This is a genomic window from Thauera butanivorans NBRC 103042 (assembly GCF_001591165.1).
In the GTDB taxonomy this organism is placed as follows: domain Bacteria; phylum Pseudomonadota; class Gammaproteobacteria; order Burkholderiales; family Rhodocyclaceae; genus Thauera; species Thauera butanivorans.
The window spans coordinates 1-26838 of sequence record NZ_BCUG01000046.1; the positions used below are offsets into that span (position 1 = coordinate 1).

General features: G+C 67.7%; 25 protein-coding genes and 1 tRNA gene. 10 read left to right on the top strand and 16 right to left on the bottom strand.

What is annotated here, in order from left to right; all coding sequences use genetic code 11:
* The 3 genes from TBU01S_RS24570 to TBU01S_RS16685 all read left to right on the top strand — a co-directional run.
* Positions 1 to 260 (top strand): hypothetical protein (locus tag TBU01S_RS24570; protein WP_217999651.1); only part of this gene is annotated, 260 nt, incomplete at its 5' end.
* A 433-nt stretch (positions 261 to 693) separates the two neighbouring features.
* Positions 694 to 975, top strand: coding sequence for a hypothetical protein (locus TBU01S_RS16680; RefSeq protein WP_068638189.1), 282 nt, complete (start codon positions 694 to 696; stop codon positions 973 to 975).
* A gap of 383 nt (positions 976 to 1358) precedes the next feature.
* Positions 1359 to 2102 (top strand): DUF5343 domain-containing protein, encoded by a 744-nt coding sequence (locus TBU01S_RS16685; RefSeq protein WP_157659183.1) that lies wholly within the window; start codon positions 1359 to 1361, stop codon positions 2100 to 2102.
* Positions 2103 to 3424: 1322 nt separating this feature from the next.
* Here TBU01S_RS16685 and TBU01S_RS16690 read toward each other — a convergent pair.
* The 9 genes from TBU01S_RS16690 to rlmD all read right to left on the bottom strand — a co-directional run bounded on the left by TBU01S_RS16690 (position 3425) and on the right by rlmD (position 12432).
* A tRNA-Ser gene (locus TBU01S_RS16690) sits at positions 3425 to 3514 on the bottom strand.
* A gap of 43 nt (positions 3515 to 3557) precedes the next feature.
* Positions 3558 to 4901: a cytochrome P450 gene (locus TBU01S_RS16695; RefSeq protein WP_083953679.1), complete on the bottom strand. Its 1344-nt coding sequence runs from the start codon at positions 4899 to 4901 to the stop codon at positions 3558 to 3560.
* A 148-nt stretch (positions 4902 to 5049) separates the two neighbouring features.
* Entirely contained in the window at positions 5050 to 6066 is a 1017-nt protein-coding gene (bioB, locus tag TBU01S_RS16700) for a biotin synthase BioB (RefSeq protein ID WP_068638194.1), read from the bottom strand.
* Positions 6063 to 6788, bottom strand: coding sequence for a dethiobiotin synthase (bioD, locus tag TBU01S_RS16705; RefSeq protein WP_068638196.1), 726 nt, complete (start codon positions 6786 to 6788; stop codon positions 6063 to 6065). The genes bioB and bioD overlap by 4 nt, the downstream gene beginning before the upstream one ends.
* A 94-nt stretch (positions 6789 to 6882) precedes the next feature.
* Positions 6883 to 7671 (bottom strand): malonyl-ACP O-methyltransferase BioC, encoded by a 789-nt coding sequence (gene bioC / locus TBU01S_RS16710; protein ID WP_068638198.1) that lies wholly within the window; start codon positions 7669 to 7671, stop codon positions 6883 to 6885.
* Positions 7664 to 8395 (bottom strand): alpha/beta fold hydrolase, encoded by a 732-nt coding sequence (locus TBU01S_RS16715; protein ID WP_068638200.1) that lies wholly within the window; start codon positions 8393 to 8395, stop codon positions 7664 to 7666. Before TBU01S_RS16715 ends, bioC begins: the two co-directional genes overlap by 8 nt.
* Positions 8388 to 9614, bottom strand: coding sequence for an 8-amino-7-oxononanoate synthase (gene bioF, locus TBU01S_RS16720; protein ID WP_068638206.1), 1227 nt, complete (start codon positions 9612 to 9614; stop codon positions 8388 to 8390). Before bioF ends, TBU01S_RS16715 begins: the two co-directional genes overlap by 8 nt.
* Complete coding sequence (gene bioA / locus TBU01S_RS16725; protein WP_068638292.1) at positions 9580 to 11061, bottom strand: adenosylmethionine--8-amino-7-oxononanoate transaminase; 1482 nt, start codon at positions 11059 to 11061, stop codon at positions 9580 to 9582. The genes bioF and bioA overlap by 35 nt, the downstream gene beginning before the upstream one ends.
* A gap of 69 nt (positions 11062 to 11130) precedes the next feature.
* Positions 11131 to 12432, bottom strand: coding sequence for a 23S rRNA (uracil(1939)-C(5))-methyltransferase RlmD (gene rlmD, locus TBU01S_RS16730; protein WP_068638208.1), 1302 nt, complete (start codon positions 12430 to 12432; stop codon positions 11131 to 11133).
* Between the two features lie 136 nt (positions 12433 to 12568).
* Between rlmD and TBU01S_RS16735 the strand changes: the two genes are divergently transcribed.
* Together TBU01S_RS16735 and TBU01S_RS16740 are read left to right on the top strand one after the other, a co-directional pair.
* Positions 12569 to 13744 carry a cupin domain-containing protein gene (locus tag TBU01S_RS16735; RefSeq protein WP_068638210.1) on the top strand — a complete coding sequence of 392 codons (1176 nt, stop codon included), beginning with the start codon at positions 12569 to 12571 and terminating at the stop codon, positions 13742 to 13744.
* Positions 13745 to 13830: 86 nt separating this feature from the next.
* Entirely contained in the window at positions 13831 to 14307 is a 477-nt protein-coding gene (locus tag TBU01S_RS16740; RefSeq protein WP_245650954.1) for a hypothetical protein, read from the top strand.
* Between the two features lie 94 nt (positions 14308 to 14401).
* Here the strand turns inward: TBU01S_RS16740 and bamC are convergent, their stop codons facing one another.
* The 3 genes from bamC to TBU01S_RS16755 form a co-directional block, all read right to left on the bottom strand.
* Entirely contained in the window at positions 14402 to 15541 is a 1140-nt protein-coding gene (gene bamC / locus TBU01S_RS16745) for an NlpB/DapX family lipoprotein (RefSeq protein WP_068638214.1), read from the bottom strand.
* 27 nt (positions 15542 to 15568) lie between these two features.
* Positions 15569 to 16447: a 4-hydroxy-tetrahydrodipicolinate synthase gene (gene dapA / locus TBU01S_RS16750; protein WP_068638215.1), complete on the bottom strand. Its 879-nt coding sequence runs from the start codon at positions 16445 to 16447 to the stop codon at positions 15569 to 15571.
* A gap of 116 nt (positions 16448 to 16563) precedes the next feature.
* Positions 16564 to 17490, bottom strand: a complete 927-nt coding sequence (locus TBU01S_RS16755) for a histone deacetylase family protein (protein ID WP_068638218.1) — start codon at positions 17488 to 17490, stop codon at positions 16564 to 16566.
* Between the two features lie 180 nt (positions 17491 to 17670).
* Here TBU01S_RS16755 and TBU01S_RS16760 point away from each other — a divergent pair, with 180 nt between their 5' ends.
* From TBU01S_RS16760 to TBU01S_RS16780, 5 genes are all read left to right on the top strand, one after another.
* Positions 17671 to 18588 carry an AAA family ATPase gene (locus TBU01S_RS16760; RefSeq protein WP_068638222.1) on the top strand — a complete coding sequence of 306 codons (918 nt, stop codon included), beginning with the start codon at positions 17671 to 17673 and terminating at the stop codon, positions 18586 to 18588.
* Positions 18589 to 18593: 5 nt separating this feature from the next.
* Positions 18594 to 19583 carry a DUF58 domain-containing protein gene (locus TBU01S_RS16765; RefSeq protein WP_068638224.1) on the top strand — a complete coding sequence of 330 codons (990 nt, stop codon included), beginning with the start codon at positions 18594 to 18596 and terminating at the stop codon, positions 19581 to 19583.
* Entirely contained in the window at positions 19580 to 21571 is a 1992-nt protein-coding gene (locus TBU01S_RS16770; protein WP_068638226.1) for a transglutaminase TgpA family protein, read from the top strand. Before TBU01S_RS16765 ends, TBU01S_RS16770 begins: the two co-directional genes overlap by 4 nt.
* On the top strand, positions 21568 to 22662 hold the full coding sequence (gene mltB / locus TBU01S_RS16775) for a lytic murein transglycosylase B (RefSeq protein WP_083953680.1): 1095 nt from the start codon (positions 21568 to 21570) through the stop codon (positions 22660 to 22662). Before TBU01S_RS16770 ends, mltB begins: the two co-directional genes overlap by 4 nt.
* A 156-nt stretch (positions 22663 to 22818) precedes the next feature.
* Entirely contained in the window at positions 22819 to 23490 is a 672-nt protein-coding gene (locus TBU01S_RS16780; protein WP_245650955.1) for a DUF2189 domain-containing protein, read from the top strand.
* 33 nt (positions 23491 to 23523) lie between these two features.
* On the opposite strand, the gene rpoS is transcribed toward TBU01S_RS16780, so the two are convergent.
* Genes rpoS through surE form a run of 4 tightly spaced genes read right to left on the bottom strand, consistent with a single transcriptional unit; the run spans position 23524 to position 26757 of the window.
* Complete coding sequence (gene rpoS / locus TBU01S_RS16785) at positions 23524 to 24456, bottom strand: RNA polymerase sigma factor RpoS (RefSeq protein ID WP_068638230.1); 933 nt, start codon at positions 24454 to 24456, stop codon at positions 23524 to 23526.
* A gap of 14 nt (positions 24457 to 24470) precedes the next feature.
* The gene (locus TBU01S_RS16790) at positions 24471 to 25349 is read right to left on the bottom strand and encodes a peptidoglycan DD-metalloendopeptidase family protein (RefSeq protein ID WP_245650956.1); all 879 of its coding nucleotides are present in this window, start codon (positions 25347 to 25349) and stop codon (positions 24471 to 24473) included.
* A gap of 14 nt (positions 25350 to 25363) precedes the next feature.
* Positions 25364 to 26017: a protein-L-isoaspartate(D-aspartate) O-methyltransferase gene (locus tag TBU01S_RS16795; RefSeq protein WP_245650957.1), complete on the bottom strand. Its 654-nt coding sequence runs from the start codon at positions 26015 to 26017 to the stop codon at positions 25364 to 25366.
* Positions 26014 to 26757, bottom strand: coding sequence for a 5'/3'-nucleotidase SurE (gene surE, locus TBU01S_RS16800; protein ID WP_068638232.1), 744 nt, complete (start codon positions 26755 to 26757; stop codon positions 26014 to 26016). Before surE ends, TBU01S_RS16795 begins: the two co-directional genes overlap by 4 nt.
* Positions 26758 to 26838 lie beyond the last annotated feature (81 nt).

The window sequence follows — 26838 nt, forward strand, 5'->3', positions numbered from 1 at the left end:
TAGGGCCGAGCAGCAATCCAACAGGTACCGAACACCTGTTTAAGTACCTGCTAGCGCGTGTAGGCCAACTGCGCACCGATGCATCGGAACAGAAGCCGAGGAATACCGAATTCACCGGCTACCTATGCACGATCGCGCATTGTGAGGCAGTGCTCAACAATCGCGCCCCGTCGGAAGCCCGTGGACCACGTGGCTTCGAGAACCGGAGCCAGTATTTCAATGGCATATACTTGTTTCAGGAGGTCGCGCATAGCGACTGAACTGAAACACGATACTGCTACCGCCATCGACTTCCTGTGCCGCTTTCACCCCGGCAGCTACTGGGTCCTCGCTACGATCATCCCGGACGACAAGATAGAAACAGCGACATTCACGCCCGACCACTGGCAGAAGGAGGCAGAGTAGATCGAAGGGCACCAAGGAAAACTCAACCTGTACTTCCACGTAAACCCGGTCCGGTGCTCGCTGGACGTGAAGGCGAGAAGGACATCGCCTGCCGCGCTTAGCTCCACGTGGACCATCAGCCCAAGGCCCAAAGAGCCGGAGGACCAGCGCAGCGCCAAACAGTTTTAGGCTGATGAACGCGCACGCATCCATTCGCTGCCCACTACGAAACACCCGCAGACGATCCCAGAATCGTCTTTCGTCATCGACAGCGGCAGCAGCTACCAGCTCCAAGCCGGGCCGGTTGAAATGGAAGCCGCCGCCCGGATCACGATCATGACCGGTGACCTCGCGCTGGGCGCGGCCATCGCCACCGTGATCGACCGCAGCCCGAAGGATCGCCGCCCGTTCGCCGTTCAGCCCTTCGCGGATCGGATGGTAGGCGAGGTCTGGAAGCGCATAACGGCCAAGCTCGAAGGAGCCCAGCTCGCCTACAAGTCCGCCGTTGCGGCTGACCGCGAGCTTGTCCGCAACAAAACTAACTGGATCACGAACCTGTCGTTGGCGCTGTTGCGTCAGGCGATTGACTAGGCCGCGGGCAGTGAAGGCGCAAGCCATTCACCAAGAGCGCCAAGCCCAGCGGGACGCGAACCTATCCGCTATGAGACACGGGACCGTTTCGGCCCAGCTTTAAGGTCTCATCAATCACGCCGCCTATAAGTACCCGAAGGCGAAGTCGCACGGACGCTGACCGAATGAAGCCGCCACCGACGCCCCTGCGAGTGAGTGACGCAAGCCTCCTCGTGATTGGCTGAGCGGGTCTCACTGCCCACAGGCAACTACCATTCACATAAATACGCACAAAAATCGCACATAAATTTTATGCGCTTTTTTGCGCGAACACATATTGCACATCGATAATTTTGCGCGTAGGATGCAGCCAGTGATTGTTCTTGTGACCGCAAGAGGCCAAGATGAACGAGAAAATGGCAAAACCCCCGTACTGCTCTTATCGCAGCTTCGAGAACTTGGTAAAGGAGTTCAAGGAGCATGAGGTGCTTCCTGCCGTTATCGACAGGAGTCTACTGAGCAGGCGTTCCGGGTCTGAACAGTCGGCCTTGATTCTTGCATTGAAATGGCTCGGTTTCATTGACGAATCAAGCGTTCCCACCCGTCTTCTGCGTGAGTACATCGCAGCAGACGAAGACTCGGCCAAGCAACTCCTCCGGCAAAGGATTGAGAATTCCTACGCCTTTGTCTCAGACGGCACAATCGATCTCAGCAGCGCGACAGCACAGCAGATGACCGACCGCTTTCGCAAGTATGAAATTTCGGGCTCAACACTGTCTAAATCCGTCGCATTTTTTCTCTCTGCGGCAAAGGAGACAGGAATCAAGATCAGTCCGCACGTCAAGGCACCACCTAGCAGAACCAATGGAGGGGGAAAGCGGAAGCCGAAGTCATCCCCCAGTGGGACAAGCATCTCCACCGAACAGAGCGAGAAAAATCAGGAGCACCACCACCACCAGAAAGCGGGGACGATCACCATCCCAATTCCTATTTATGGAATGCGGGACGGAGCCATTCATCTTCCGGCGGACATGGACGAACGACAGTGGAACTCTGTCATCAAGATGACGGAGTTCATTTTGAAGAACTATCGAGACACCATGGCTGCCCCTGAAAACAGCACCGACGATGACGAGGAACCACTATGAGAAGAGCTGCAGCCGTCTTGCCCCAGCCTACCGAGCAGGGCGGCATCTAAAAAGGAACGCCCCGACTCAAGTAACCAACTGGCAGAAGGGCTTGAATCGGGGCGGTGGTAGGTACTGCATACGCAGGAAGGCGCTTGTAAATGTGTTCTCGACCACCTCTGGACAAGGATATAAGGCCGAAATACAGGTACTTACGCCGATCTCGCGCTACGGCAAGGTGGTCGAGGGCGTCCCTCTACCGTTTACCGATGCTTGACAGCGTTTTAAGTATAGCGCTTGGAACGGTAATTTCCTATCGCCCTCACAAACCAACTGATGAGGTGACATTATGTCCTCCATTAAGTCTGTGTTTGTGAACGCATATATTCGCTTCCGCCTTGGCCGGTTGGAATATGTGTGCGAGCACTGGCGGAGCACCCCCTCCGTCTGACACAACCAGGGAACAGCGGCTTCCGGGCCGCTGTTTCTGTCCGCATGCGTTCGGTTAAGACATACCTCCGGAACCAATTCACCCCCCATGCTTCGCAAAACGGACCTCGCTCATAATCGCCGAGCTGCAACCAGTAAGAAGCACGCCCATCCTCCTCACCGCAGTGGGCGCGCTCCCGGACCTCCGAGGGCAGGAGGATGAAGGCTGAAGACGTAGGCGTGGAGACCTTGTTCCCGATCACCCAGAAATCGCCCATGATCTTGTCCAGCTAGCTCCCGAGGGAGATCGGGTTACGCTTGCTCAAGGCCTTGATCTGCACCCCGACGATACGGGAGGCGTCCCGGCTGTAGGCGATGATGCCCCCCCGTGGGCGTCGCGCGCGGCCGACATGACGTTCCACCCGAGAAGGGAAAGCCGATAGCAGCAGTACGTTGCCGATAGGCTGTGGGTCCAGTGGCGCGGCTCCGTTATTGCTGTTGTTGGGTATGACCTCAGATCCGCTCGATGCTCGTGACCTTGACGAAGTCGCTGACCGTGTGGACGCGATGCCCAACTGTCAGCACTCCGATTCGCAGCGGAGTCGCGCGGCGATACTCCGGGGGAAGTCGCAGGTGCGCTCCCAACCCGGGGCGGGCGTGTCCCGCGGCGGGTAGTTCTTAATCTCGATCACGTCATCATCTTTGTAGTCAATGACGGAGCCGTCCTCGAAGCGAAGGTCACGCGCAACACAGTTTCCTCCCCAAGGCGAAGCTGCACCAGAAGCGAAAAAGCCACCTGATCAGTGGCCTTATGCTATCAGTCGGAGCACAGTTCCCAGCACTTCGACCGTAGTTAGGTAGTTCGTTGAGTAGGATATGAAATCCTGCCGAAACCCCACCACCTAACAGGTATATGGCGGAGGCGGTGAGATTCGAACTCACGAGGGGCGTAAACCCCTGACGGTTTTCAAGACCGTTGCATTCAACCGCTCTGCCACGCCTCCGCAAGAGGGCGCGATTATAGCACCGGGCAGACGGCACGCCGACTCAAGTCGATGAGACCATCGCGGGTGCCGGCCGATACCCTTTATGCATACCTAATTCAACCACCTCACCCCCCGCTGCTGCATCGTCGCAGCGCACCGGCAAGCGCAGCAGCCCGCGCAGTGCGGCATTGCCGTTCCACTGCGGTTCGGCATCGATCATGCGCAAACCGGGCCAGCGCCGCATCAGTGCGCGCAGCGTGATGTCGGCTTCGAGCATCGACAGGCCGGCGCCGATGCAGACGTGGGGGCCGCTGCCGAAGGCGAGATGGCTGCCTTCGCCGCGTGTGATGTCGAAGCGCTCGGGCTCGGTATAGCGAGCGGGGTCGCGGTTGGCCGAGCCGATCAGGGCGATGACCAATTCGCCGCGGCGCAGGGTGTGGCCGTGCAGTTCGATCTCGCGGCTGACGCGGCGGCCGGTGTATTGCACCGGGCTGTCGTAGCGCAGCACTTCGCGCACGGCGGCGCCGATGCCGTCCGGCTGCGCGCGCAGCGCGGCCCATTGGCCGGGGTGCGACAGCAGCGTGAACAGGCCGTTGCCGAGCAGGTTGCGAGTCGTTTCGTGGCCGGCGAAAAGCAGCATCGCGCATTGCGCGAGCAGTTCGCCGTCGGTGCGCACAAGGCCGTGTTCCTCGGCCTGCACCAGCCGGCTGAGCAGATCGGTGCCGGGCGCGCGGCGGCGCGTCTCGATCAGGGCATCGAAGTAGCGCACCAGCTGCATCAGGCTGCGCTGGGCGCGCTGCAGTTGCTCCGCCTCGGGCCGGACGGCGCCGATGAAGACGGCGAGTTCTTCCGACCAGGCGATGAATTGCGCTTCGTCGGCGCGGTCGATGCCGAGCAGCAGGCCGATGACGCGCGAAGGCAGCGGCCGGGCGACCGTTTCGATGAAGTCGAAGCCCTGCCCGCCGTCCAGCCCGTCGAGGATCTCGCCGGCCAGGCGCTCGATCTCGGGCGCGAGGGCGCGGATCGTCGCCGGATGGAAGCCGCCCAGCATCGCCCTGCGCAGCCGGGTGTGGTCGGGCGCATCGAGGAACACCATCGCCCGCGAGAACAGGCGCTGGAAGCGGTCCAGGCCACCCTGCGCGCGCGCCATCGCGTAGGCCCCGCCGTGCCCTGCGTCCAGCCCTTCCGCGCGCTTCACCCAGCCGCCGGTGCGCTGCGACGAGAAGCGCGGGTCGCGCAGCACGCGCTCGACGTCCTCGTGCCGCGTCAGCAGCCACGCGCCCTGGAAGAAATCCTCGCACCAGTGCAGCGGCCCGGCTTCGCGCAGGGCGCGGTAGGCCGGATAGGGGTCGCGCAGGAAACCGGCATCGAAGGCCGGCAGGCCGGCGCTGGCCGCCCGGGTCACTGCGCGCCGCTCCCGTCGCTGCGCGACGTAGGGCCGGCTTTGCACAGCCGGCCCGCTCCGCAGGCGCGCAGCATTGCCGCGCGAAACCCCTGCTTCGCCCTCCCCGCGGGAGGCTGAGCACCCGCTTCGGACGGCCGGGCGGAGGCGCTCATGCGGCGTCCTGTCCCTCGATGCGCATGTCGAGCCGTTCGAGCAGGCTACGATCGCGGCCGGGGCCGGGGTTGGGGGTGGTCAGCAGGTGGTCGCCATAGAAGATGGAATTGGCGCCCGCCATCAGGCACAGCGCCTGCAGGGCTTCGTCCATTTCCTGGCGCCCGGCCGACAGGCGGACGTAGCTGGTCGGCATGGTGATGCGGGCCACCGCGATGGTGCGCACGAATTCGAAGGGGTCGATCGGGTCGACGTCGGCCAGCGGCGTGCCGGGGATGGGCACGAGGTTGTTGATCGGCACCGATTCGGGCGGCGGTTCGAGGTTGGCGAGCTGGGCGATCAGGCCGGCGCGGTGGGCGCGCGTCTCGCCCATGCCGACGATGCCGCCGCTGCAGACGTTGATGCCGGCCGCGCGCACGTTGCCGAGGGTGTCGAGGCGGTCCTGGTAGGTACGGGTGCCGATGACCTTGCCGTAGTACTCCGGCGCGGTGTCGAGGTTGTGGTTGTAGTAGTCGAGGCCGGCGTCCTTCAGCGATCTGGCCTGGCCTTCGTCCAGCATGCCGAGCGTCATGCAGGTCTCCAGCCCCAGCGCCTTCACTTCGCGCACCATCGTCGTCACCCGCTCCATGTCGCGCGGCTTGGGCGAGCGCCAGGCCGCCCCCATGCAGAAGCGGCTGGCGCCCTGGGCCTTGGCGGCACGGGCGGCTTCCAGCACCTCGTCGACCGGCATCAGCTTCTCGGCTTTCAGGCCGGTGTCGAAATGGGCGGACTGCGAGCAGTAGCCGCAGTCCTCGGCGCAGCCGCCGGTCTTGATCGACAGCAGCGTCGAAAGCTGGATCTCGCTCGGATCGAAATGCTGGCGATGGACCTGCTGGGCGCGGAACACCAGTTCCATGAAAGGCAGCGCGAACAGGGCTTCGATCTCTTCGACGCGCCAGGCGCCGGTGGCCGCCGGGGCGGGCTGGGGCGCGGTACGGCGCAGGGTGTCGGGCGACACGGTGGCGACAGTGGTCATGGGGTCTCCTTTAGGATGGAATCGGAATCGAACAATCGGTGCAACGCAGGCACGTTCAGGTAGGGGGCGACGGCTTCGGGCGACGGTGCCGGCAGGCGCGGCACCAGGCCCAGGCAGGGTGCGTTGCCCAGGCCGGCGGCCAGCGCATCGAGCGTGGCGGAAGCCTGGGCCATCGCCGGGTCGATGGTGTTGGCCACCCAGCCGCACAAGCGCAGCCCGCGCGCACGGACGGCTTCGGCGGTCAGCAGCGCATGGTTGATCGCGCCCAGGCGCAGGCCGACCACCATCAGCACCGGCAGATCCAGGTCGCGCGCCAGGTCGGCGCTGTCCCAGCCTCCGGCGGCGTCGAAGGGCACGCGAAAACCGCCCACGCCTTCGACCACCACCCTGTCGCAGCGCGCCGCCGCAGCCCGGATGGACGCCAGTATACGGCCACGGTCGATGCTGCGGCCTTCGAGCGCGGCGGCGACGTGTGGTGCGCAGGCGGTCTCGAACTGGAACGGCGCGATCTCGTCGGCGCTCAGCGCCACGTTGCTCGCGGCACGCAGCGCATGGACGTCTTCGTTGATGCGTTCGCCGTCGATCACGCCGATGCCGGCGGCGACCGGCTTCAGCCCGGCGACGCGCAGCCCGGTCTTGCCCAGCAGGCCGACGATGGCGGCGGCGATGGTGGTCTTGCCGATCTCGGTGTCGGTGCCGGTGATGAAACAGGCATGGGCCATTACGGTTCCTCCGGTAATTCGGTGAAGGCGCTGCAGGCCGGACGATGGCGCCGGGCCTGGCTCATGGCCTTGTCCATCCAGCCTTTCAGCGCGCTCATCGGCTCTTGCACAGCACTGCGTAGACCACCTGATAGGTGGCCGGCAAGCCCTCGGCCGTGCGCAAGCCCTCGTAGGCGGCGGCCAGGGCACGGATGCGCGCCGGGCCGGTGAGCCCGCCCGGACGGCCGGGGTTGAGGTTGTGCGCGCCCAGCTCCTTGAGCGAACGGGTCAGCGCGCGCAGGTCGGGAAAGTGCAGCGTCCGCGCCTGGCGTTCGAGCGCCAGCACCTGCAGGCCGCTGTCCGCGCACAAGGCCTCGTAGTCGCCGAAGGCGCGGAAGCGATTGACGTGGGTGAAGCCGTCCACCGCCTGCCAGCTGTCGCGCAACTCTCCCAGGGTGCCGGCGCACAGGCTGCTGAAGGCCAGCACCCCGCCCGGCCGCAGCACCCGCTGCGCCTCGCCCAGCACGGCGGCGAAGTCGCCGCACCATTGCACCGCCAGGTTGGAATAGATCAGGTCGAGACTGCCGTCGCGCAGCGGCAGGGCTTCGGCATCGCCGGCGATGAAATGCCGCGCGCCGCCCCGGAGCCGGGCATGGCGCAGCATGCCTTCGGCCAGGTCCAGGGCCATGCCGGCACCGAAGCGCTCCGCCAGCAGCCGGGTGAAGTGCCCGGTGCCGCAGCCCAGATCGAGCCAGCGGGAGAACGCCAGGGACGGCAGGCGCGCCAGCAGCTGCGCACCGACTTCACGCTGCAGCGAAGCGACGGCGTCGTAGCTGCCTGCCGCACGGGAGAAGGAAGCGGCCACCTGGCGCTTGTCCGGCACAACGAGCAAGTATTCAGGCATTGCCGGCCTCGCCGATGAAAGCCAGCATCGCCGCCGCCACCTCGCGGGGCCGCTCCAGCGGGAAGGCGTGGCTTGCGTCCTCGATCAGCCCGACCTCGATGTCCGGCCGCAATGCCAGCAGCTCGCCGGCCACCTCGGCCGGCACCAGGGCATCGGCACCGCCAAGCAGATGCAGTTGCGGCCCGCTGAAGTCTCGCAGTGCGCTGCGCCCGTCGCCACTGCCGAGCACTTCCAGCCCGGCCAACCGCACCTGCGGCACGGTGCAAGGCAGCGCGGCCTGCAGTTGCCGCGCCAGGCCGCGGGCTTCGGCCGCACCCTGGGTGCAGAGCAGGCTGAAACGCCTGAGGGTGGCGTCAGGATCGGCGCGGCAGCCATCGACGAAGGCGTCGAAGGTCGCCTCGTCCATGCCGTGCGGCCAGTCGCCGCCCGCCACGAAGCGGGGATTGCTGGCCAGGGTCAGCAGGCCGCGGCAGCGCTCGCCGCGCAGCGCCGCCAGTTCGCTGGCGAGCAGGCCGCCGAGCGACCAGCCGCCCAGCCAAGCATGCGGCGGCAGGCGCTCGTCCAGCGCCAGCAGCCAGCCGCGCGCTTCGCCGCTGGCCAGTTCGGGCAGCGGCTCGATGTCCACCCGCAGCATCGGATCGAGCCCGCGCAGCGCTTCGGCCAGTCCTTCCAGCGGCAGGCTGCCCAGGCCCCAGCCCGGCAGCAGGATCAGATGCTCACGCATGGCGGTCCGCCTCGGGCCGGCATGCGGCCAGTGCGCCGCACAAGCGCTCGACGTCGTCCAGCGTATGTGCCGCGCTCAGCGTGATGCGCAGCCGCGCGGTATTGGCCGGCACCGTGGGCGGGCGGATGGCCGGCACCCACAGCCCTGCGGCATCGAGCGCCGAAGCCAGCGCCAACGCGGCGGCGTTGTCGCCGACGATCAGCGGCTGGATCGGCGTGACGGAATCCGCCAGTTGCCAGCCGCGGCCGGGATGGCGGGCGATCAGGGCGGACAGGCGCTCGCGCAGCGCGGCGGTCAGCGTGGCGAGCCTTTGCCGCCGCGCCACGCCCTCCTCGCCGGTGATCAGCTTCAGGCTGGCGCTCAGGGCGTGGGCCAGCGCAGGCGGCATCGCGGTAGTGTAGATGTAGCTGCGGCCGCCCTGCACCAGCGCGTCGACGACCGCCGGATGGGCGGCGACGAAAGCGCCCGCCACGCCGGCGGCCTTGCCGAGCGTGCCCATGTAGATCAGGCGCTCGCTGCGCAGGCCGAAATGCGCCAGCGCGCCCTCGCCGTTCGCACCGAGCACGCCGAAGCCGTGGGCGTCGTCGATGATCAGCCAGGCGTCGTGGCGTTCGGCCAGTGCCAGCAGTTCGGGCAGCGGCGCGACGTCGCCGTCCATGCTGAACACCGCGTCGGTGACGATCAGCCGGATCGGCTGCTCGCAGTCACGCAGCATGGCGTCGAGCAGATCGAGGCGGCCATGCGGATAACGCCGCATCCTTGCCGCCGCGAGCAGGCCGCCATCGACCAGCGATGCGTGGTTGAGCTTGTCGGCGAAGATCGCCGCCTGCTCGGCGCCGAGCGTGGTCAGCAGCGCCAGGTTGGCCATGAAGCCGCTGCAGAACAGCAGCGCCGCCGCATCCGGCACCCAGGGCGACAGCAGTTGCGCCAGTTCGCCTTCGAGCCGGGCGTGGGCCTGACTGTGGCCGGTGACCAGGTGCGAGGCGCCGCTGCCCGCCCCCCAGCGCTGCGCGCCTTCGGCCAGCGCGGCGGCGATGTCCGGATGGCTGGCGAGGCCGAGGTAGTCGTTGCTGCCGAAGTTCAGCAACCGGCGCGTGCCGCTCTCGCCACTTTCGACGGTCTGCAAGGGCGCGCAGGGCGAAGCGGCGATTCGGCGGCGGCGCAGCAGCGCCGCGGCCTCGCGCTCAAGCCGTCGCCGGGTCAGATGCGCCAGCAGCATCGCTACTCCGGGTGGAGGTGCCCTCAGCCAATACATCTGCCAGCACGCCGTCGAGCGTCGCCCGCACCCGTGCCGCCAGCCAGACAGACAGCTCGTCGTCGAGCACGTAGGGTGGCATCAGGTACACCGTGCGGCCGATCGGGCGGATCAGCAGTTCATTGCGGCGCCCGGCGAGATGGAAACGTTCGGCGAAGCGCTCGCCGGCCCATTCTTCACGCACGTCGAAAGCCCAGATCATGCCGCGCCGGCGCAGGTGCTCGATGCGCGGATCCCCGGCCAGCGGTGCCAGCGCAGCCGTCAGCGCCTCGGCACTGGCCCGGTTGCGGACCAGCACGTCTTCCTGTTCGAAGCGGTCGAGCACCGCCAGCGCCGCGCGGCAGGCGAGCGCGTTGCCGGTATAGGAATGCGAGTGCAGGAAGCCGCGCGCGACCTCGTCGTCGAGAAAGGCCGCGTAGGTCTCGTCGCGGCTCAGCACCAGCGACAGCGGCAGGTAGCCGCCGCTGATGCCTTTCGACAGGCAGATGAAATCCGGCCACAACGGCGCCTGGCCCTCGCCCGCCGCCTGCTCGAAAGCGAAGAAGCTGCCGCTGCGGCCGCAGCCGACGGCGATCTCGTCGGCGATCAGGTGGACGTCGTAGCGGTCGCACAGCGCGCGCAGGCCACGCAGGTAGGCCGGGTCGTGCATCGCCATGCCGGCGGCGCACTGCACCAGCGGCTCGACGATGAAGGCGGCGATGTGTTCGTGGCGGGCTTCGAACAAGGCGCGCACCTCTTCCAGCGCGCGCTCGGCGACGCCAGCCGCGGTCTCGCCGGGACCGGCCTGGCGGGCGTCGGGCGAGGCGACGATGTGGGCCTGCAGCAGCAGCGGTGCGTATGCGTCGCGGAACACCGTGACGTCGGTCACCGCCAGCGCGCCCAGGGTTTCGCCATGGTAGCCGTGGCGCACGCAGACGAATTCGCGCTTGCTGCCACGGCCCCGGTTGCGCCAGCAATGAAAGCTCATCTTCAGCGCGATCTCGACCGCCGAGGCGCCGTCGCTGGCGAAGAAAGCATGGCCGAGCACGCCGCCGGTCAGCGCCGACAGGCGCTCGGCTAGTTCCACCGCCGGCGCATGGGTGCAGCCGGCCAGCATCACATGCGGCAAGGTATCGAGCTGTTCGCGCAGCGCGGCGTTGATGCGCGCATCGGCGTGGCCGAAGAGGTTCACCCACCACGAGCTGTTGGCGTCGAAATAGCGCCCGCCGGCGTAGTCGTACAGCCACGGCCCCTCACCGCGCGCGATCGGCAGTGGCGGCACCGCCTGCATGCGCTGCATCTGGGTGCAGGGATGCCACACCTGGGCAATGCTGCGCCGCTGCCAAGCGGCCTGCTCGTCACGCACGGGGCCGCTACCGGCAGCGGTGCTGCCACGGGCCGGGAAATCGGGGTCGGGGGAACGGGACGCCATGCCCTCTTCGTCCATAATTATGAATCACGGCTCATGATTGTTTCAGTTGCAGGCCAAAATGAAAAGCCTTCAACCCTGTTCGAACAGCGCGATCGACTCGACATGCGAGGTCTGCGGGAACATGTTGGCGATGCCCGCTCCGCGCAGCACATAGCCCTTTTCATGCACCAGCACCGCCGCGTCGCGTGCCAGCGTCGCCGGGTTGCATGATACGTAAACGATGCGCGGCGGGCGCTGCAACGGGCTGATCGCCTTGACCACCGCGATCGCGCCCTCGCGCGGCGGGTCGATCAGCAGCTTGCCGAGCGGCCCGAGCGCAGCCAGGCTGTCCTCGGTGGCTTCGAACAGGTTGGCGGCGTGGAATTCGCAGCGTTCCGCCAGGCCGTTGGCCGCGGCATTGGCCCGGGCGCGCTCGACCAGCGCCTCGCTGCCCTCCACGCCGACCATCGCCGCGCCGCGCCGCGCGATCGGCAGGCTGAAGTTGCCCAGGCCGCAGAACAGGTCGGCGATGCGCTCGCCCGGCTGCGGATCGAGCAGTTGCATCGCACGCCGGATCAGCAGGCGGTTGATGTGGACATTGACCTGGGTGAAATCGGTGGGACGGAAGTCCATCCGCACGTCGAACTCGGGCAAGGTGTAGGCCAGACCGGGGCCGCCCTGCGGATGCAGCGGCGCGGCAGTGTCCGGGCCGCCCGGCTGCGCCCAGGCCTGGATGCCGTGGGCGTCGGCGAAAGCCGCCAGCGCACGCCGGTCGCCCTCGCTGAAGGGCAGCAGGTGGCGGAACACGAAGGCGGTCGCGGTATCGCTGACGGCGATCTCGATCTGCGGCACGCGGTCGGCGATCGACAGCCTGGCGATCAGGCGGTGCAGCTCCGGCACCAGCGCGGAAATCGCCGGCGGCAGCACCGGACAGGACTGCATGTCGGCAATGTGGCTCGAACGCTTCTGATGAAAGCCGATCAGCACGCCGCCCTTGCTCGGCACCACGCGCACGCTCAGCCGCGCACGGTAGCGGTAGCCCCAGGCCGGGCCGTGGATCGCCGGGTAGATCACCTGCGGCCCGACCTTGCCGATGTGCCACAGCGCGTCCTCAAGGATGCGCTGCTTGGCCGCGGCCTGCGCCAGCGGGTCGAGATGCTGCATCGAACAGCCACCGCAGGTGCCGAAATGCACGCAGCGCGGCGCGACCCGCTGCGCACTCGCCTTCAGCACCCGTGCCGTTTCCGCCTGGGCATAGCGCGGCCGCTCGCGCAGCACGGTGTATTCCACCCGCTCGCCCGGCAGCGCGCCTTCGATGAAGACGGCCTTGCCGTCGACATGGGCGATGCCGCGGCCTTCGTGGTCCAGCGATTCGATGACTGCTGCCGACATGGGGATTCCGCCGAGAAAAGTGGCGCGATTCTACCGCGTCCGTCCACCTGCTTCTTGCGTCTGCTTCCACCATCCGTCGCGGCCGCCCCCGCACCGGCGCCAGCGTCCGGCCCCACCCGGGCCTATAATCCGCGCCATGAATTCACCCGCTCATCTGCCCACTCGCCTGCCTTCCCTCGAAACCCTGCTCGGCGGCCTGTCGGCGCGCGCGTTCCTCGCCGAATACTGGCAAAAGAAACCCCTGCTGATCCGCCAGGCCGTGCCCGGCTTCAGCGGCGTGCTGGAGCGCGACGAACTGTTCGAGCTCGCCTGCGACGCCGACGTCGAATCGCGCTACATCCGCCTGCCCGCCGACGGCCTCGAAGGCGAATGGACGCTGGAGCACGGCCCGCAGAGCCGCGGCCGCCTGCGCGGCAGGAAGCAACCCTGGACCGTGCTGGTGCAGGGCCTGAACCTGTGGGTGCCCGAAGGCGACCGCCTGCTGCACTGCTTCGACTTCATCCCGCAGGCGCGGCTGGACGACCTGATGGTGAGCTACGCCGTCGATGGCGGCGGCGTCGGCCCGCACTTCGACAACTACGACGTGTTCCTGCTGCAGGGCACGGGCAAGCGCCGCTGGCAGATTTCCGATCAGGCCGACCGCACGCTGATCGAAGGCGCGCCGCTGCGCATCCTGAAGAATTTCCAGCCGACCGAAGACTGGGTGCTGGAGCCCGGCGACATGCTCTACCTGCCGCCGCACTGGGCGCACAACGGCATCGCCATCGGCGAATGCACCACCTACTCCATCGGTTTCCGCTCGCCCACCGCGCAGGAACTCGGCAGCGAATTCCTCGGCTGGCTGCAGGAGCGCATCCAGCTCGACGGCATCTACACCGACCCGGATCTGGAGCTGCAGCAGAACTCGGCCGAGATCGGCAGCCGCATGGTCGACCAGATCGAAGGCATGCTGTCGGGCATCCGCTGGAGCCGCGCGGACATCGAGGAGTTCGTCGGCGCCTATCTCACCGAGCCCAAGGCCCACGTCTTCTTCGAGCCGCCCGAACAGACGCTGAGCCGCAAGGCCTTCGAGCGGGCGGTGCGTGCGCGCGGCTTCGCGCTGGATGCCCGCAGCCTGCTGCTGTTCTCGGCCGCGGGCTTCCATCTGAACGGCGAGCCGCTGGAATTCGCCCCTGTCCTGCACGACGCCATGGCGAAGCTCGCCCACCAGCGCAGCTTGCCGGCCGAGGATTTGGCGGCTTGCCCGACCGAGTTGCTGGACATGCTGCATGACTGGTACGAAAGCGGTTTCGGCGCCCCGGCGGCAAGCTGAAACGGAAAAATACGCTCACATTTTGCAGCGCAGCATCCACGCCGGTTTTTCTTCGCCTGCATGCTAGACTTGCGCCGCTTCAAGCCGTGATTGCCGTACTCGTGCCACTGGTTGCCTCCAACCGGCGGCACTCAACTCGAAAAAGGAAAAAAGCAATGAAACAATCCCTTCTCGCCGCCGCCCTCGTTGCCATCGCCGTGACCGCTTGCAGCAAGCAGGAAGAAGCGCCGCCTCCGGTGTCGACGCCCGCCCCCAGCATTCAGGAACAGACTAAGGAAGCTGCCGAGCAGGCCGTGGAAGCGGCGAAGGAAAGCGCCGAGGCGGCCAAGGAAAGCGCTGCCGAGGCCCTCGAAGCGACCAAGGAAACCGCTGCGGATGCCGTCGACGCTGCCAAGGAAGGCGCGGCTGCGGCAGTCGAGGCAGCCAAGGAGCACACCGCTGCCACTGTCGAAGCAGCCAAGGAAGGCGCGGAAGCGACCAAGGAAGCCGCTGGCGAGGCTGTCGATGCCGCCAAGGCAGCCGCCGAAGCCGCTGTTGAAAAGGCCAAGGAAGCCTCCAACTGATTCTGCAGTGGCATGACGCGAAAAAGCCGGCTGATGCCGGCTTTTTTCATGTTTGGTGCGCACCATGGCAGGCTGCCGCGATGCGCACGACCGATCAACGCAGTTCGTTGTGCAGCAGGCCGAGGATGCGCCTGGCGGTGTCGGATGTGTCGGCGCCGCCCTCGCGGGTCAGCACCGTGACCTGCGAATCGCCGCCCTGCCCCTGCACGTGCAGCCGGTATTCGCTGCCGCCCTGCGCCGGCTTGTCGCTGCTGCGCCAGAAGGCCAGCCTGGACAGGAAGCCCTTGTCCTCGCTCTTGTTGTCGGCATCGGGATCGACATAGCGCACGAAGTACAGGCCCTGGGCGCGGTCGCGGTCTTCGACGGTGAAGCCGATGCGATCCAGCGCCAGGCCGACGCGGCGCCAGGCACGGTCGAAGGACTCTTCCATGATCAGGCTCGCCTGGCCGCCGCTGCCGGCGGCGATGCGTGCGCGTTCTTCGGTCGGCGCGGTGGTCAGCGCGGCTTCGGCACGCGCTTCCTCGGCGCCGAGGTGCACCATCAGGCGGCGCAGCATTTCGGCTTCCAGCTCGGGGTCGGCCGGGCGCGGCTGCCAGATCGTCGAGTCCTTGGCTTCGTTCGGGTAGATCTCCATCATGCCGCGGTGGCTGATGTAGACCTCGACCGTGCCGTTGTCCTTGCCCTGCTCCAGGCGGGTGCGGAACTTGTCGCGCTCGGGCGTGGAGAACAGGCCGTCCAGCACCTTGCCGATCGTCGAGCGCAGGAAATCCTGCGGGATCTTGGCGCGGTCCTCGGCCCAGTCGGTTTCCATGACACCGATGTCCGGGCTGTCGATGTTCAGGATGAAGCCGAGTTCGAGCCAGAAATCCTTGATCTGCGGCCACAGTTCGTCAGGCGTGCCGGCAACGACCAGCCAGCGCTGGCTGCCGGCGCGCTCGATGCGCATCGTTTCCGGCGCGGCGAGCACTTCCGGGCCGGTGGATGCAGCCGGTTGGTCGGCACGGTCCGCGCTGTAGGCGGAATAGGTCGCCACGCCGCGCGGCGTGACGTCGGGTACGGCGAAGCGGTCGTCGCGGGTGGGCGCGGTGAGATCCGGCGGGATCTCGAGCGGGCGCTCCATTCGCTTCGCACCCTTGTAGTCGATGCGTTTGGATTCGAGCAGGGAAGTCGAGCAACCGGCGAGCGCCACGGACAGCGCGATCAGGGAAACGGGGGTGCGCATGGAGCGATTCATGGAGTTCCTGCGGAAGAGAAATTCGGATCAGACCTGGATGCCGGCCTTGCGCATCGCCTTCAGCACGCGCTCGTGGCAGGGCTCGGTCAGCTGCGTCAGCGGCAGGCGGATGCCGTCGCCGATCAGCCCCATGCGGGCAACCGCCCACTTGACCGGAATCGGATTGGCTTCGCAGAACAGGTCGCGGTGCAGACCCGTCAGCGCGGCATTGGTTTCGCGCAGCTTGCGCATGTCGCCCGCGGCAGCGGCGGCGCACAGTTCATGCATCGCGCGCGGCGCGACGTTGGCCGTCACCGAAATGACGCCATGGCCGCCGAGCATCAGGAAGGCGGCCGAGGACATGTCGTCGCCGCTGTACAGGGCGAAGCCCTCGGGGGCGCGCTCGGCCAGGTCGCAGGCGCGGTCCAGGCTGCCGGTCGCATCCTTGATGCCGACGATGTTCGGCACTTCGGCCAGGCGCAGCGTGGTGTCGTTGGCGAGATCGGCGACGGTGCGGCCCGGCACGTTGTAGAGGATCAGCGGCAGATCGACCGATTCCGCGATGGTGCGGAAATGGCGGTAGAGGCCTTCCTGGGTCGGGCGGTTGTAGTACGGCACGACCGACAGATGGGCCGCTGCCCCCGCCTGCTTGGCGAACTGCGCCAGTTCGACCGCTTCGACGGTGGAGTTGGCGCCGGTGCCGGCAACGACGGGGATGCGGCCGTCGGCATGCTCGACCGTGACGCGAATGAGTTCGCAGTGTTCCTCGACGTCGACGGTGGGCGACTCGCCGGTAGTGCCGACGATGACGATGCCGTCGGTGCCCTCGTTGATGTGCCAGTCGATGAGGTTGCGCAGACGGGGATAATCGAGGCTCCCGTCGTCGAGCATGGGCGTGACGATTGCGACAAGCGATCCGGTAATCATGGCGTTGGCCAGAGCGTTAAAAAGCCGATTCTAACCGATCGCCGCGCCACGGCCAGCGCGGCACGCATTTTTGCGTGCACGCGCCGGGGACGGGAATGTCTGCGGATATTACCGGCTCACAGATCGGCCAGCGCCTTGACGTGCGCCACCACCGAACGTGCCAGCGAGGACAGCGAATAGCCGCCTTCGAGCAGGGACACGATGCGGGTGTGGCCGCAGGCCCTGGCGACGTCCTTGATCTGCTCGGTGGCCCAGATGTAATCCGCTTCGAGCAGCCCCATCGAGCCCATGTCGTCCTCGTAGTGGGCGTCGAAACCGGCGGAGATGAAGATCATCTGCGGGTCGTGGGCGCGCAGCGCGGGCAGCACCCGCTCGCCGAAAGCCTCGCGGAAGGCATCGCCGCGGGTGCCGGCCGGCAGCGGCACATTGCACATGTGGGCGGGCGGGTTGTCGGCACCCGAGTAGGGATAGAACGGATGCTGGAAGATGCCGCCCATCATCACGCGCGGATCGTCGCGGAAAATGTCCTCCGTGCCGTTGCCGTGGTGCACGTCGAAGTCCACGATGGCGACCCGCTCCAGGCCGTGCGCCTCGAGCGCATGGCGGGCGGCGATGGCGACGTTGTTCATGAAGCAGAAGCCCATCGCCTTGGCACGTTCGGCGTGGTGGCCGGGCGGGCGCACGGCACAGAAGGCGTTTTCGATCTCGCCCGCGATCACCATGTCGGTCGCCATCACCCCGGCGCCAGCCGAGCGCAGCGCAGCCTTCATGGTGCCGGGGCTCATCGCGGTGTCGGGGTCGAGGTGGCGGATGCCGTGCTCGGGAACGCTGCCGAGCAGTTCGTCCAGGTAGCTCCCGGGATGGACCCGGATGATCTGCTCACGCGTGGCGACGGGCGCATCGTAGAAGGAGACGTACATGTCCAGCCCCGACGCGATCAGGCGATCGTTGATCGCACCGAGTCGATCAGGGCATTCGGGGTGCATCGTCCCCATGTCGTGCAGCCAGCAGTCGCGATGCGTGATGAACGCCGTTGTCGTCATACTCTCCCCTTCTCCAGCATTGAACGTCGTGTCCGCCACTCGGTCGGAGGCGGCTCTGCTTGTCACCCGTTTTTTTCCGCTCGGCCCGACTCGGCGTGAACCGTGAAATGGCTCCGCCGGCCGATGTGCTTTTGTCACCTATTATCACCGCTTCGCAGCCAATTTCACAGTGCCTCCGAGATGCCCAATTTCCATGTCGAACGCTTGCTGGAAGCCGCCAGCCAGATCATTCTCGGCAAGGGGCACGAGCTTCGCCTCGCCTTTGCCTGCCTGATCGCACGCGGCCACCTGCTGATCGAGGACGTTCCCGGCGTGGGCAAGACCACGCTGGCCCACACCCTCGCCCAACTGACGGGCCTGCAGCTCCAGCGCGTCCAGTTCACCAGCGACCTGCTGCCGGCCGACATCCTCGGCGCCTCGATCTTCGACCGCGACACCAATGCTTTCCGCTTCCACCCCGGCCCCGTGTTCGCACAGGTGGTGCTGGCCGACGAGATCAACCGCGCCACGCCGAAGACCCAGAGCGCCCTGCTCGAAGCGATGGAAGAACGCCAGATCACCGCGGACGGCCACAGCTTCGAGCTGCCGGAGCCCTTCTTCGTCATCGCCACGCAGAACCCGGCGCACCAGATCGGCACCTTTCCACTGCCCGAAAGCCAGCTCGACCGCTTCCTGCTTCGCATCCGGCTCGGCTATCCCGACCCGATGGCCGAACGCGCCCTGCTGATGGGAGAGGACCGGCGCAGCGTGCTCGAACGGCGCACGCCGGTGATCGGGCCGGCGGAGCTGATGGGGCTGCAGCGCGCCGCCCAGGCCCTGCACGTCGCCGATCGCCTGATCGACTACGTGCAGGCACTGCTCAGCGCCACCCGGCACGATGCGGAGCTGGCCACCGGGCTCAGCCCGCGCGCCGGACTCGGCCTGCTGTCGGCAGCCCGCGCCTGGGCCTTGATCGACGGCCGCGACCATGTGCTGCCGGAAGACGTGCAGACACTGTTCCCGCATGTCGCCGCCCACCGTCTGCACCTGGCCGGCGATGCCCGCCCCGTTCCCGCCACCACGCTCGCGCGCCTGATCCAGTCGGTGGCGCTGCCCTGAGCGACATGCCCGCAGCCGGTACGCCCTCTCCACCCGCCCTGTTCCGCCGCTGGCTGCTGCGCCGGCCGGGCAGGCCCGAAACGGCGCCGATCGAACTTCGCAGCCGCCGCATCTACGTGCTGCCGACCGCCAGCGGCCTGAGCTTTGCCGTTGCCATGCTGGCGATGCTGGTGGCGTCGATCAACTACGGCCTGAGCCTCGGCTATGGCCTGGTCTTCGCGCTGGCCGGCGCGGGGCTGGCCAGCATCGTGCACGCTTGGCGCAACCTCGCCGGACTGCGCATCCGGCCCGGACGCAGCGAAGCGGTGTTCGCCGGCGAAACGGCCACGCTCCATTTCATCATCGACAACCCGCGCAAAGCCCGCCGTCCTGCCCTGCGGCTGAAACTGCGCGGCGCGGAAACCACCTTCGAGCTCGGCCCGCTGCAGACGCTCGCGATCGGAGTCGCCTGCGCCGCCGAACATCGCGGCCGGCTGCAGGCCGGGCGCACGGTCATCGAAACCCGCTGGCCGCTGGGGCTGATCCGGGCCTGGAGCGTGTTCGTGGCCGACGTCGGCTGCGTCGTCCATCCGGCGCCGGAGAAGAACGCGCCTCCCCCGCCCGAAAACCCGGCGGAACAGGGCGACAGCACGCCTTCGCCACAGGCCGGCGACGACGATTTCGCCGGCCTGCGCCCGCACCAGCGCGCCGACTCTCCACGCCACATCGCCTGGAAAGTGCTCGCGCGCGGCGGCCCGCTGATGACCAAGCAGTTCGCCGGGCAGCAGGGGCAGGAACTGTCGCTGGCCTGGACCGACCTGCCGCCCGGGCTCGACGCCGAGCGGCGCCTGTCGCGCCTGAGCGCCTGGCTGCTGGAAGCCGAACGCAGCGGCCGCCCCTGGTCGCTGGCACTGCCCGGCACGAGCGTGCCGCGCGGCAGCGGCCGCAGCCACCTGCTCCGCTGCCTGGACGAGCTGGCGTATCACGAGGAGCCCGGCAGGGCGGACGGCACATGATCGGCGGCTGGCTGAAGCAGCGCGCAGCGAGACGCCGACCGGCAAGCGCCGGCAGCGCGCTCGACCGCCGCCAGGGCGCCTGGCTGCTCGGCGCCGCAGCGCTGACCATGGCACCCCACGCGAGCTGGCTGCCGCCCTGGATCAGCGGACTGTGCGCCGCACTGCTGGCCTGGCGGGGCCTGTTGCTGTGGCATGGGCGCCAGGCGCCGTCGCCGTGGCTGCTGCTGGCGCTGACCGCGGCCGCAGCAGCCGGCGTGCGCGCCGAGTTCGGCCACTTCTTCGGCAAGGACCCCGGCGTGGCGCTGCTGGCCCTGCTGCTCGGCCTCAAGCTGCTCGAAATCCGCGCCGCCCGCGACGCCCGGGCAGCGGTGATGCTGTGCTTCTTCCTGCAACTGGCGATCTTCTTCGAAGACCAGAGCTTTCCGGTCGCCGCGCTCGCACTGAGCGCCAGCCTGCTCGGCCTCGCGGCGCTGGTCGCCCAGGCCGACCCGAACGGCCGCAGCGGCGAGCACCTGCGCGTGGCCGGCACCCTGATGGCGCAGGGCCTGCCGTTCATGCTGATCCTGTTCGTTCTGTTCCCGCGTATCGACGGCCCCTTGTGGGGCTTGCCGGCCGATGCCTTCAGCGCCCGTACCGGCTTGTCGGAGTCGATGAGCCCCGGTTCGATCAGCGCGCTGAGCCAGTCGGGCGAAATCGCCTTCAGGGCCAGTTTCGCCGGCGAAGTCCCCGCCCGCCGGCAGCGCTACTGGCGCGGCCCGGTGCTGACCCGTTTCGATGGCCGCACCTGGCAGGCCGAGCATGCACAGGAAGCAGCGGCGCCCTTCCATGCAGCCGACGGCAAGCGCATCGACTACACGCTGACCCTGGAAGCCCATGGCAAGCGCTGGCTGCTGGCACTCGACTTTCCCGGTGCCACCGGCGCAGCGCTGCGGCACACGAGCGATTTCCAGTTGCTCGCGCCCCGGCCGGTCCGGTCGCGGGTGCAGCACGAACTGAGCGCCCATCCGGCAGCCGTCGCCGGGCTGGCGGAGACGGCGGCGACGCTGGCTGCGGCGCGCCGGCTCCCGCCCGGCTTCAATCCGCGCACGCAGGCGCTGGCGGCACGGCTCGCCGCCGATGCGGAGTCGCACGAGCAGATCCTGCAAAGAGCCGTTTCGCATCTCCGGGATGCCGGGCTGCTCTACACGCTGCGGCCGCCGCTGCTCGGCCGCGACAGCGTCGACGAATTCCTCTTTGGCAGCCGGCGCGGCTTCTGCGAGCACTTCGCCTCCGCCTTCACCGTGCTGATGCGGGCCGCAGGCGTGCCGGCGCGCGTCGTCACCGGCTACCAGGGCGGCGAGATCAATCCGGTGGATGGCAACCTCGTCGTCCGCCAGCTCGACGCCCATGCCTGGAGCGAGGTCTGGCTCGCCGGCCGCGGCTGGGTACGCGTCGATCCGACCTATCTCGCCGCGCCCCGCCGCATCGACGACGGCCTCGCTGCCGCCCTGCCCGCCGGCGAAGCCCTGCCTTTCACCCTGCGCGCCCAGCACGACTGGCTGCGAAACATGCGCTTGCGCTGGGAAGCGCTGTCGAACGCGTGGAACCAGCGCGTTCTTGGCTACAATCCGGAACGCCAGCGCGCACTGCTGTCCCGCCTGGGCTTGGCCCCCGGCGATGCGTGGCGCCTCGCCGGCATGCTGGCCGCCGCCATCGGCGTGCCGTTCCTGTGCCTGCTCCTGTGGGCCGGCCGCAGGCGGCGCAGCACCGATCCGCTCGACCGGGCCTGGCAGGCGCTGAGCACGAAGCTGGCTGCCCGCGGGCTGGCGCGCCAGCCCTGGGAAGGGCCGCATGACTACACGCAGCGGGTTGCGTCGGCCATTCCCGAACTCGCAGCCGCAGTGCGGGCGATAGGCGTGGATTACGCCAGCCTGCGCTACGGCCCCCATTCCGACGGCGCGCGCCTTGCCGCGCTCAGAAAGAAGATCGACGCTCTCCGATTGCCATGAAACTGCCCCGATTCCGCCTGCCGCCGTCCATCCGCCGCAAACCCGCCGCCGACAAGACGAGGCACAGGATCCTGCCCGCCCTGGTCGGCGCCGGCCTGTCGCTGCTGGCGGCGCTGCCGGCCACCCCGGCACTGGCTTCCTATGCCGAGCGCGACGACGTCCGCGCCTTCGCCGACGAGCTTGCGGCACGCCACGGCTTCGACCGGGACACCGTGACGGCGACGCTGGCGCTGGCCCGGCACGAAGCCGGCGTGATCCGCTTGATCACGCCACCGGCACGCAAGGGCACGCGCTCGTGGCAGAACTACCGTGCCCGCTTCCTGGACCGCAGCCGCATCGAGGGCGGTGTCGCGTTCTGGAAGGAACATGAAATCGACCTCGAACGCGCCTCGAAGCAATTCGGCGTGCCGCCGGAGATCATCGTCGCGATCATCGGCGTCGAGACCCTGTACGGGCGCCATACCGGCAATTTCGAAACCCTGTCCGCGCTCACCACGCTCGCCTTCGACTACCCGCCGCGCGCGGACCTGTTCCGCCGCGAACTCGAAGCCCTGTTCCTGCTCGCCCGCGAACAAGGCCGCATACCGACGGATTACTACGGCTCCTTCGCCGGCGCCATCGGCTATCCCCAGTTCCTGCCCAGCAGCGTGCGCGCCTATGCGGTCGACTTCGACGGCAATGGCCGGATCGACTTCGATTCCGACCCGGTCGATGCGATCGGCAGCGTCGCCAACTACCTGCACATGCACGGCTGGCAGCCTGGTGCCCCGATCGCCGAACCCGCGCTGCTGGCCGCCGGCACCGACGCCGCGGCGCTGGTCGCGGCAGGCATCGAGCCGGCGCTGGAACCCGAGGCCCTGACCCAGGCCGGCGTGAAGCCGCTGCATGGCGATGCCGCCGCCGGCCCCGCCACCCTGGTCGACCTCGAAACCCCCGGCGCGGCGACGGAATACTGGCTCGGCTACCGCAACTTCTACGTGATCACGCGCTACAACCGCAGCAGCTTCTATGCGATGTCGGTGTTCGAGCTGGCCGAGGCGCTGAGCCAGCGCCGCCTCGTCGAGCGCATCAGGGCCGAAAACCGAAACTGATCCAGATCAAGGCATGACAAGGCGATTCCCCGTGAACTAGGCGGCCCACAGCATCCCGCCCGCAGACACGTGACCTCGACGCCACTGAAACCCGCCGCAGTCCGCCTTTCCGACATCTCCGCGGCAATGTCCACCGGCTGGCGGCAATTCTGCGCCATGCCCGCCCTCAGCTCCGGCTATGCGGCGGTCTTCGTCGTCCTCGGCGCAATCCTGTTCTGGGCGCTGGAATCGATGTCGATCGCGCCGATCAGCCTGTCCTTCGCCGGCGGCTTCATGCTGATCGGCCCGGCGCTGCTGGCGGGCTTCTTCGCGCTGTCCGACAGCCTGCGCGCCGGCCGGCGGCCCGTCGCCGCCGACATCGGCCGGGGATTCGCCCGCATGCCGCGCGGCGGCTGGGTCGTCTCCTTCGTCTGCGCACTGCTGTTCCTGATCTGGATCACCGACGCCGGCACGCTCTACGGCTTCATGGTCGGCCGCGAACCCGCCCAGCTGGCCCACCTGCTGCAGGGCGACGCGGCCATCCACCGTTTCGTGTTCTTCAGCTCGATCATGGGCGCGGTGCTGGCCTTCATCCTGTTCACAGTCTCGGCCTTCTCGATCCCGCTGATCTACGATCACCGCGCCAACCTCGTCTCCGGCGTCGTCGCCAGCGTCAGGGCGGTGTTCGGGCGCTTCGGCGTCGTCATGGCCTGGGCCTGCCTGCTGGCCGCGGTGATCATCGTCAGCGCCGTGCTGCTGCCGCTGCTGCTGGTCACGCTGCCGGTGATGGCCTACGCCAGCCGCGAACTGTATTTCAGGGTCTATCCGGTGGACGGCGCGCCGGACTGATCACCGCTGCAGCAGCCTGGCCGGCGCCCGCGCTCACAGCAGCGCATCGCGCGAAATACCGTAGCGCTTGAGGATGCGGCGCAGCTGGCTGAGCGCTTCGAGCTGGATCTGGCGCACGCGCTCGCGGGTCAGGTCCAGGCGCAGCGCCAGTTCTTCCAGCGTCAGCAGTTCGCATTCGTCGATGCCGTAGCGGTGGCGGATGACGAGCCGCTGCTTGTCCGACAGCATCTTGATCCATTCGCGCACCAGACGCTCGAGCTCGGCGAAATGGATCTGCAGGTCCGGCGCCAGCACCTGCTCGTCGGCCAGCGACTCGCCGATCGACAGGTTCGGATCGATGTCGAGCGGCGCATCCAGCGAAGCCGTGTGCTCGCTGAGCTGCAGGATTTCCCGCACCTCGTCGACGGTCTTGCCGAGCCTGCGCGCGACCGACTCCAGCGAAGGCTCGCCGAGAGTGCCGTCGTTGCAGCGCTGGGCGCGCAGCACCTGGTTCAGCTCCTTCACCACATGCACCGGCAGACGGATCGTGCGCGACTGGTTCATGATCGCGCGTTCGATGTTCTGGCGTATCCACCAGGTCGCATAGGTGGAAAAACGGAAACCGCGTTCGGGGTCGAACTTCTCGAGCGCATGCATCAGCCCGAGATTCCCCTCCTCGACCAGATCGAGCAGGGGAATGCCACGGTTGAGATAGTGCTTGGCGATATTGACGACGAGCCTGAGATTGCGCTCGATCATCGTCTGCCGGGCGTCGAAGTCGCCCGTGCGCACCAGGCGTGCCAGCCTGAGCTCTTCTTCGGCGGTCAGCAGCGGGTTGGCGCCGATCTCGTTGAGATAAAGCTGGGTGACGTCGCTGAAGAAGTCGCTTTCCTTCGTCTGCGCGACCGCAGTGGCGAAGACCTCGACCTCGGGGGGAAGATCCGGTTCCTGGCTTTCGAGATCATCGAGGCTTACCGCTTCTTCCATGTCTCCCCCTGTCGTCAGCGTGCGGGCAGGTACTTCGTCGGGTCGATTGCCTTGCCCTGCTTGCGGATCTCGAAATGCAGCTTGGGGCGATCGGTTTCGGAACTGCCCAGTTCGGCGATCTTCTGCCCGCGGGCGACCTGGTCGTCTTCCTTCACGAGCAGCTTGTCATTGTGCGCATAGACCGAGTTGTACTCCTGGTTATGCTTGATGACAACAAGCTTGCCGTAGCCGCGCAGCCCGCTCCCGGCATAGACGACCTTGCCCGCCGCAGCCGCATAGACCGGGTCGCCGACGTTGCCACCGATGTCGACCCCCTTGTTCGACGCCTCGTTGTAAGCCGCGATCACCCTCCCGGCAGCGGGCCACTGCCAGTCGCCGGCCACGGCCGCTCCCGGCGTCTCCGGCGCAGGCGCCGGCTGCTCGGGCGCGGGCACCGCCGGCGGCGTCGCAGCGCCCGCTCCGTGATCCTGGGAATACGGTACCGGTCCGCCCAGCGGCCCCTGCTTCAGCGGCGGCGCAGCGGGCCCGGTGCCACCGGGCATCGGCACCGGCATCGCCACCGCGCCGTCGCCGATCGGAATGGCGGTGGCGCCGCCGTCCTGCGCCATGTCGGGCGACCCGACGCGCAGGGTCTGGCCGACCTGGATCTGGTTGGGATCGGTCAGACCGTTCCAGCGCACGAGATCCGGCAGCGTCACGCCGTACTGGCGCGCGATGCCGAGCAGGGTTTCCCCCTGCCTGACCACATGCGTGCCTGCCGGCACTGCCGGAACAGAACCAGTGACAGGCGGCGCACCGTTGCCGTCGCGCACCGGCGCCTCACCCGACGAGGCGCACCCAGCCAGTACCACGCTTACCAGCAAAGCCGGCATCAAACCAAAACGAGTCTGCATGTGAATAGCGAATTTCATTCCGTACCTGCGAGCAGCGGTACGAAGCGTACGGCCTCATACCAGCTTTCCCGGAAAACATTACCTTGCCGCTCGACCAGCAGCAATCGCTGGTCGGCCCCTCCCACCGGCACGATCAGGCGCCCGCCAGGGGCGAGCTGTGCCTTGAGCGCCGGCGGTACACCGATGGCCGCGGCCGCAACGATGATGCTGTCGAACGGAGCCGCCTCGGGAAGACCCAAACTACCGTCAGCAAGTTTCAATCTGACATTGGGCAGACGAAGCGGACGCAGGTTCGCCCGCGCCCGATCGAGCAGCGGACGGATGCGCTCGACCGCATAGACCTCGGTCGCCAGCTGGCTCAGCACCGCAGCCTGATAGCCACAGCCCGCTCCGACCTCGAGCGTCCGCCCCAGCTCGCGGCCGGCACGCAGCAACTCGATCATGCGCGCGACGACGAAGGGCTGCGAGATCGTCTGCTGGAAGCCGATCGGCAGCGGCGTGTCGTCGTAGGCACTGTAGCCCAGCCCTTCCTCGACGAACATGTGCCGCGGCACGCTCTGCATTGCCGCCAGCACCCGCTCGTCGCGAATGCCCTGGGTACGAAGGCGCTCGACCATGCGCACGCGTGCGCGCATCGCCTGCCCGGCATCGGCGCTGCGCACGCTCACCGCTTCAGCCAGTCGAAGACCGGCGCGATCTGGCCGGTGTGGGTGAGATCGATCTGCAGCGGCGTGACCGACACGTAGCCGTTGGCCACGGCATGGAAATCCGTGCCTTCGCCCGCATCGGCCGCCCCGCCCGCGGCACCGACCCAATACACGGTCTCGTTGCGCGGCGTCACGCTGCGCACCACCGGCTCGGCCTTGTGGCGCCGGCCCAGGCGCGTCACCTTGACGCCCTGCAGGCGCTCGTAGGCGACGTCCGGCACGTTGACGTTGAGCAGCACCGGCTGCGGGAAAGGGTCGCGCATGAAGCGCTCGGCGAGGTCGCGGGCGACGCGCGCGGCGGCGCTGAAATCGGCCGCCGACTTGCTGACCAGCGACACCGCGATCGACGGCACGCCGAGCAGGAAGCCTTCGGTCGCGGCCGCGACGGTACCGGAATACACCGTGTCGTCGCCCATGTTGGCGCCGTGGTTGACGCCGGACACCACCATGTCGGGCAGATGGTCGAGCATGCCGGTCACCGCGAGGTGCACGCAGTCGGTCGGTGTGCCATTGACATGATAGAAGCCGTTCGCGGTGCGGCGCAGCGACAGCGGGCGATCCAGCGTCAGCGAGTTGCTGGCGCCGCTGCGGTCGCGCTCGGGCGCGACCACCGTGACTTCGCCGATGGTGCCGAGCGCCTCGGCGAGCGCCGCGATTCCGGGAGCGAAGTAGCCGTCGTCGTTACTGACCAGAATGCGCATCTGAAACCCATGGAAAGCGCCGCGGGCGCGGCCTGAAGACGCGGAATTCTAGCACAGCGCCAAGTCACGGGCGGCCCGCCC

What these genes read in the sequence shown, in the direction of transcription:
- TBU01S_RS16680 (WP_068638189.1), top strand. Translation starts at nt 694, where the DNA reads ATGGAAGCCGCCGCCCGGATCACGATCATGACCGGTGACCTCGCGCTG.
- TBU01S_RS16685 (WP_157659183.1), top strand. Translation starts at nt 1,359, where the DNA reads ATGAACGAGAAAATGGCAAAACCCCCGTACTGCTCTTATCGCAGCTTC.
- bioB (WP_068638194.1), bottom strand. Translation starts at nt 6,066, where the DNA reads ATGACCACTGTCGCCACCGTGTCGCCCGACACCCTGCGCCGTACCGCG.
- bioD (WP_068638196.1), bottom strand. Translation starts at nt 6,788, where the DNA reads ATGGCCCATGCCTGTTTCATCACCGGCACCGACACCGAGATCGGCAAG.
- bioC (WP_068638198.1), bottom strand. Translation starts at nt 7,671, where the DNA reads ATGCCTGAATACTTGCTCGTTGTGCCGGACAAGCGCCAGGTGGCCGCT.
- TBU01S_RS16715 (WP_068638200.1), bottom strand. Translation starts at nt 8,395, where the DNA reads ATGCGTGAGCATCTGATCCTGCTGCCGGGCTGGGGCCTGGGCAGCCTG.
- bioF (WP_068638206.1), bottom strand. Translation starts at nt 9,614, where the DNA reads ATGCTGCTGGCGCATCTGACCCGGCGACGGCTTGAGCGCGAGGCCGCG.
- bioA (WP_068638292.1), bottom strand. Translation starts at nt 11,061, where the DNA reads ATGGCGTCCCGTTCCCCCGACCCCGATTTCCCGGCCCGTGGCAGCACC.
- rlmD (WP_068638208.1), bottom strand. Translation starts at nt 12,432, where the DNA reads ATGTCGGCAGCAGTCATCGAATCGCTGGACCACGAAGGCCGCGGCATC.
- TBU01S_RS16735 (WP_068638210.1), top strand. Translation starts at nt 12,569, where the DNA reads ATGAATTCACCCGCTCATCTGCCCACTCGCCTGCCTTCCCTCGAAACC.
- bamC (WP_068638214.1), bottom strand. Translation starts at nt 15,541, where the DNA reads ATGAATCGCTCCATGCGCACCCCCGTTTCCCTGATCGCGCTGTCCGTG.
- dapA (WP_068638215.1), bottom strand. Translation starts at nt 16,447, where the DNA reads ATGATTACCGGATCGCTTGTCGCAATCGTCACGCCCATGCTCGACGAC.
- TBU01S_RS16755 (WP_068638218.1), bottom strand. Translation starts at nt 17,490, where the DNA reads ATGACGACAACGGCGTTCATCACGCATCGCGACTGCTGGCTGCACGAC.
- TBU01S_RS16760 (WP_068638222.1), top strand. Translation starts at nt 17,671, where the DNA reads ATGCCCAATTTCCATGTCGAACGCTTGCTGGAAGCCGCCAGCCAGATC.
- TBU01S_RS16765 (WP_068638224.1), top strand. Translation starts at nt 18,594, where the DNA reads ATGCCCGCAGCCGGTACGCCCTCTCCACCCGCCCTGTTCCGCCGCTGG.
- TBU01S_RS16770 (WP_068638226.1), top strand. Translation starts at nt 19,580, where the DNA reads ATGATCGGCGGCTGGCTGAAGCAGCGCGCAGCGAGACGCCGACCGGCA.
- mltB (WP_083953680.1), top strand. Translation starts at nt 21,568, where the DNA reads ATGAAACTGCCCCGATTCCGCCTGCCGCCGTCCATCCGCCGCAAACCC.
- TBU01S_RS16780 (WP_245650955.1), top strand. Translation starts at nt 22,819, where the DNA reads ATGCCCGCCCTCAGCTCCGGCTATGCGGCGGTCTTCGTCGTCCTCGGC.
- rpoS (WP_068638230.1), bottom strand. Translation starts at nt 24,456, where the DNA reads ATGGAAGAAGCGGTAAGCCTCGATGATCTCGAAAGCCAGGAACCGGAT.
- TBU01S_RS16790 (WP_245650956.1), bottom strand. Translation starts at nt 25,349, where the DNA reads ATGCAGACTCGTTTTGGTTTGATGCCGGCTTTGCTGGTAAGCGTGGTA.
- surE (WP_068638232.1), bottom strand. Translation starts at nt 26,757, where the DNA reads ATGCGCATTCTGGTCAGTAACGACGACGGCTACTTCGCTCCCGGAATC.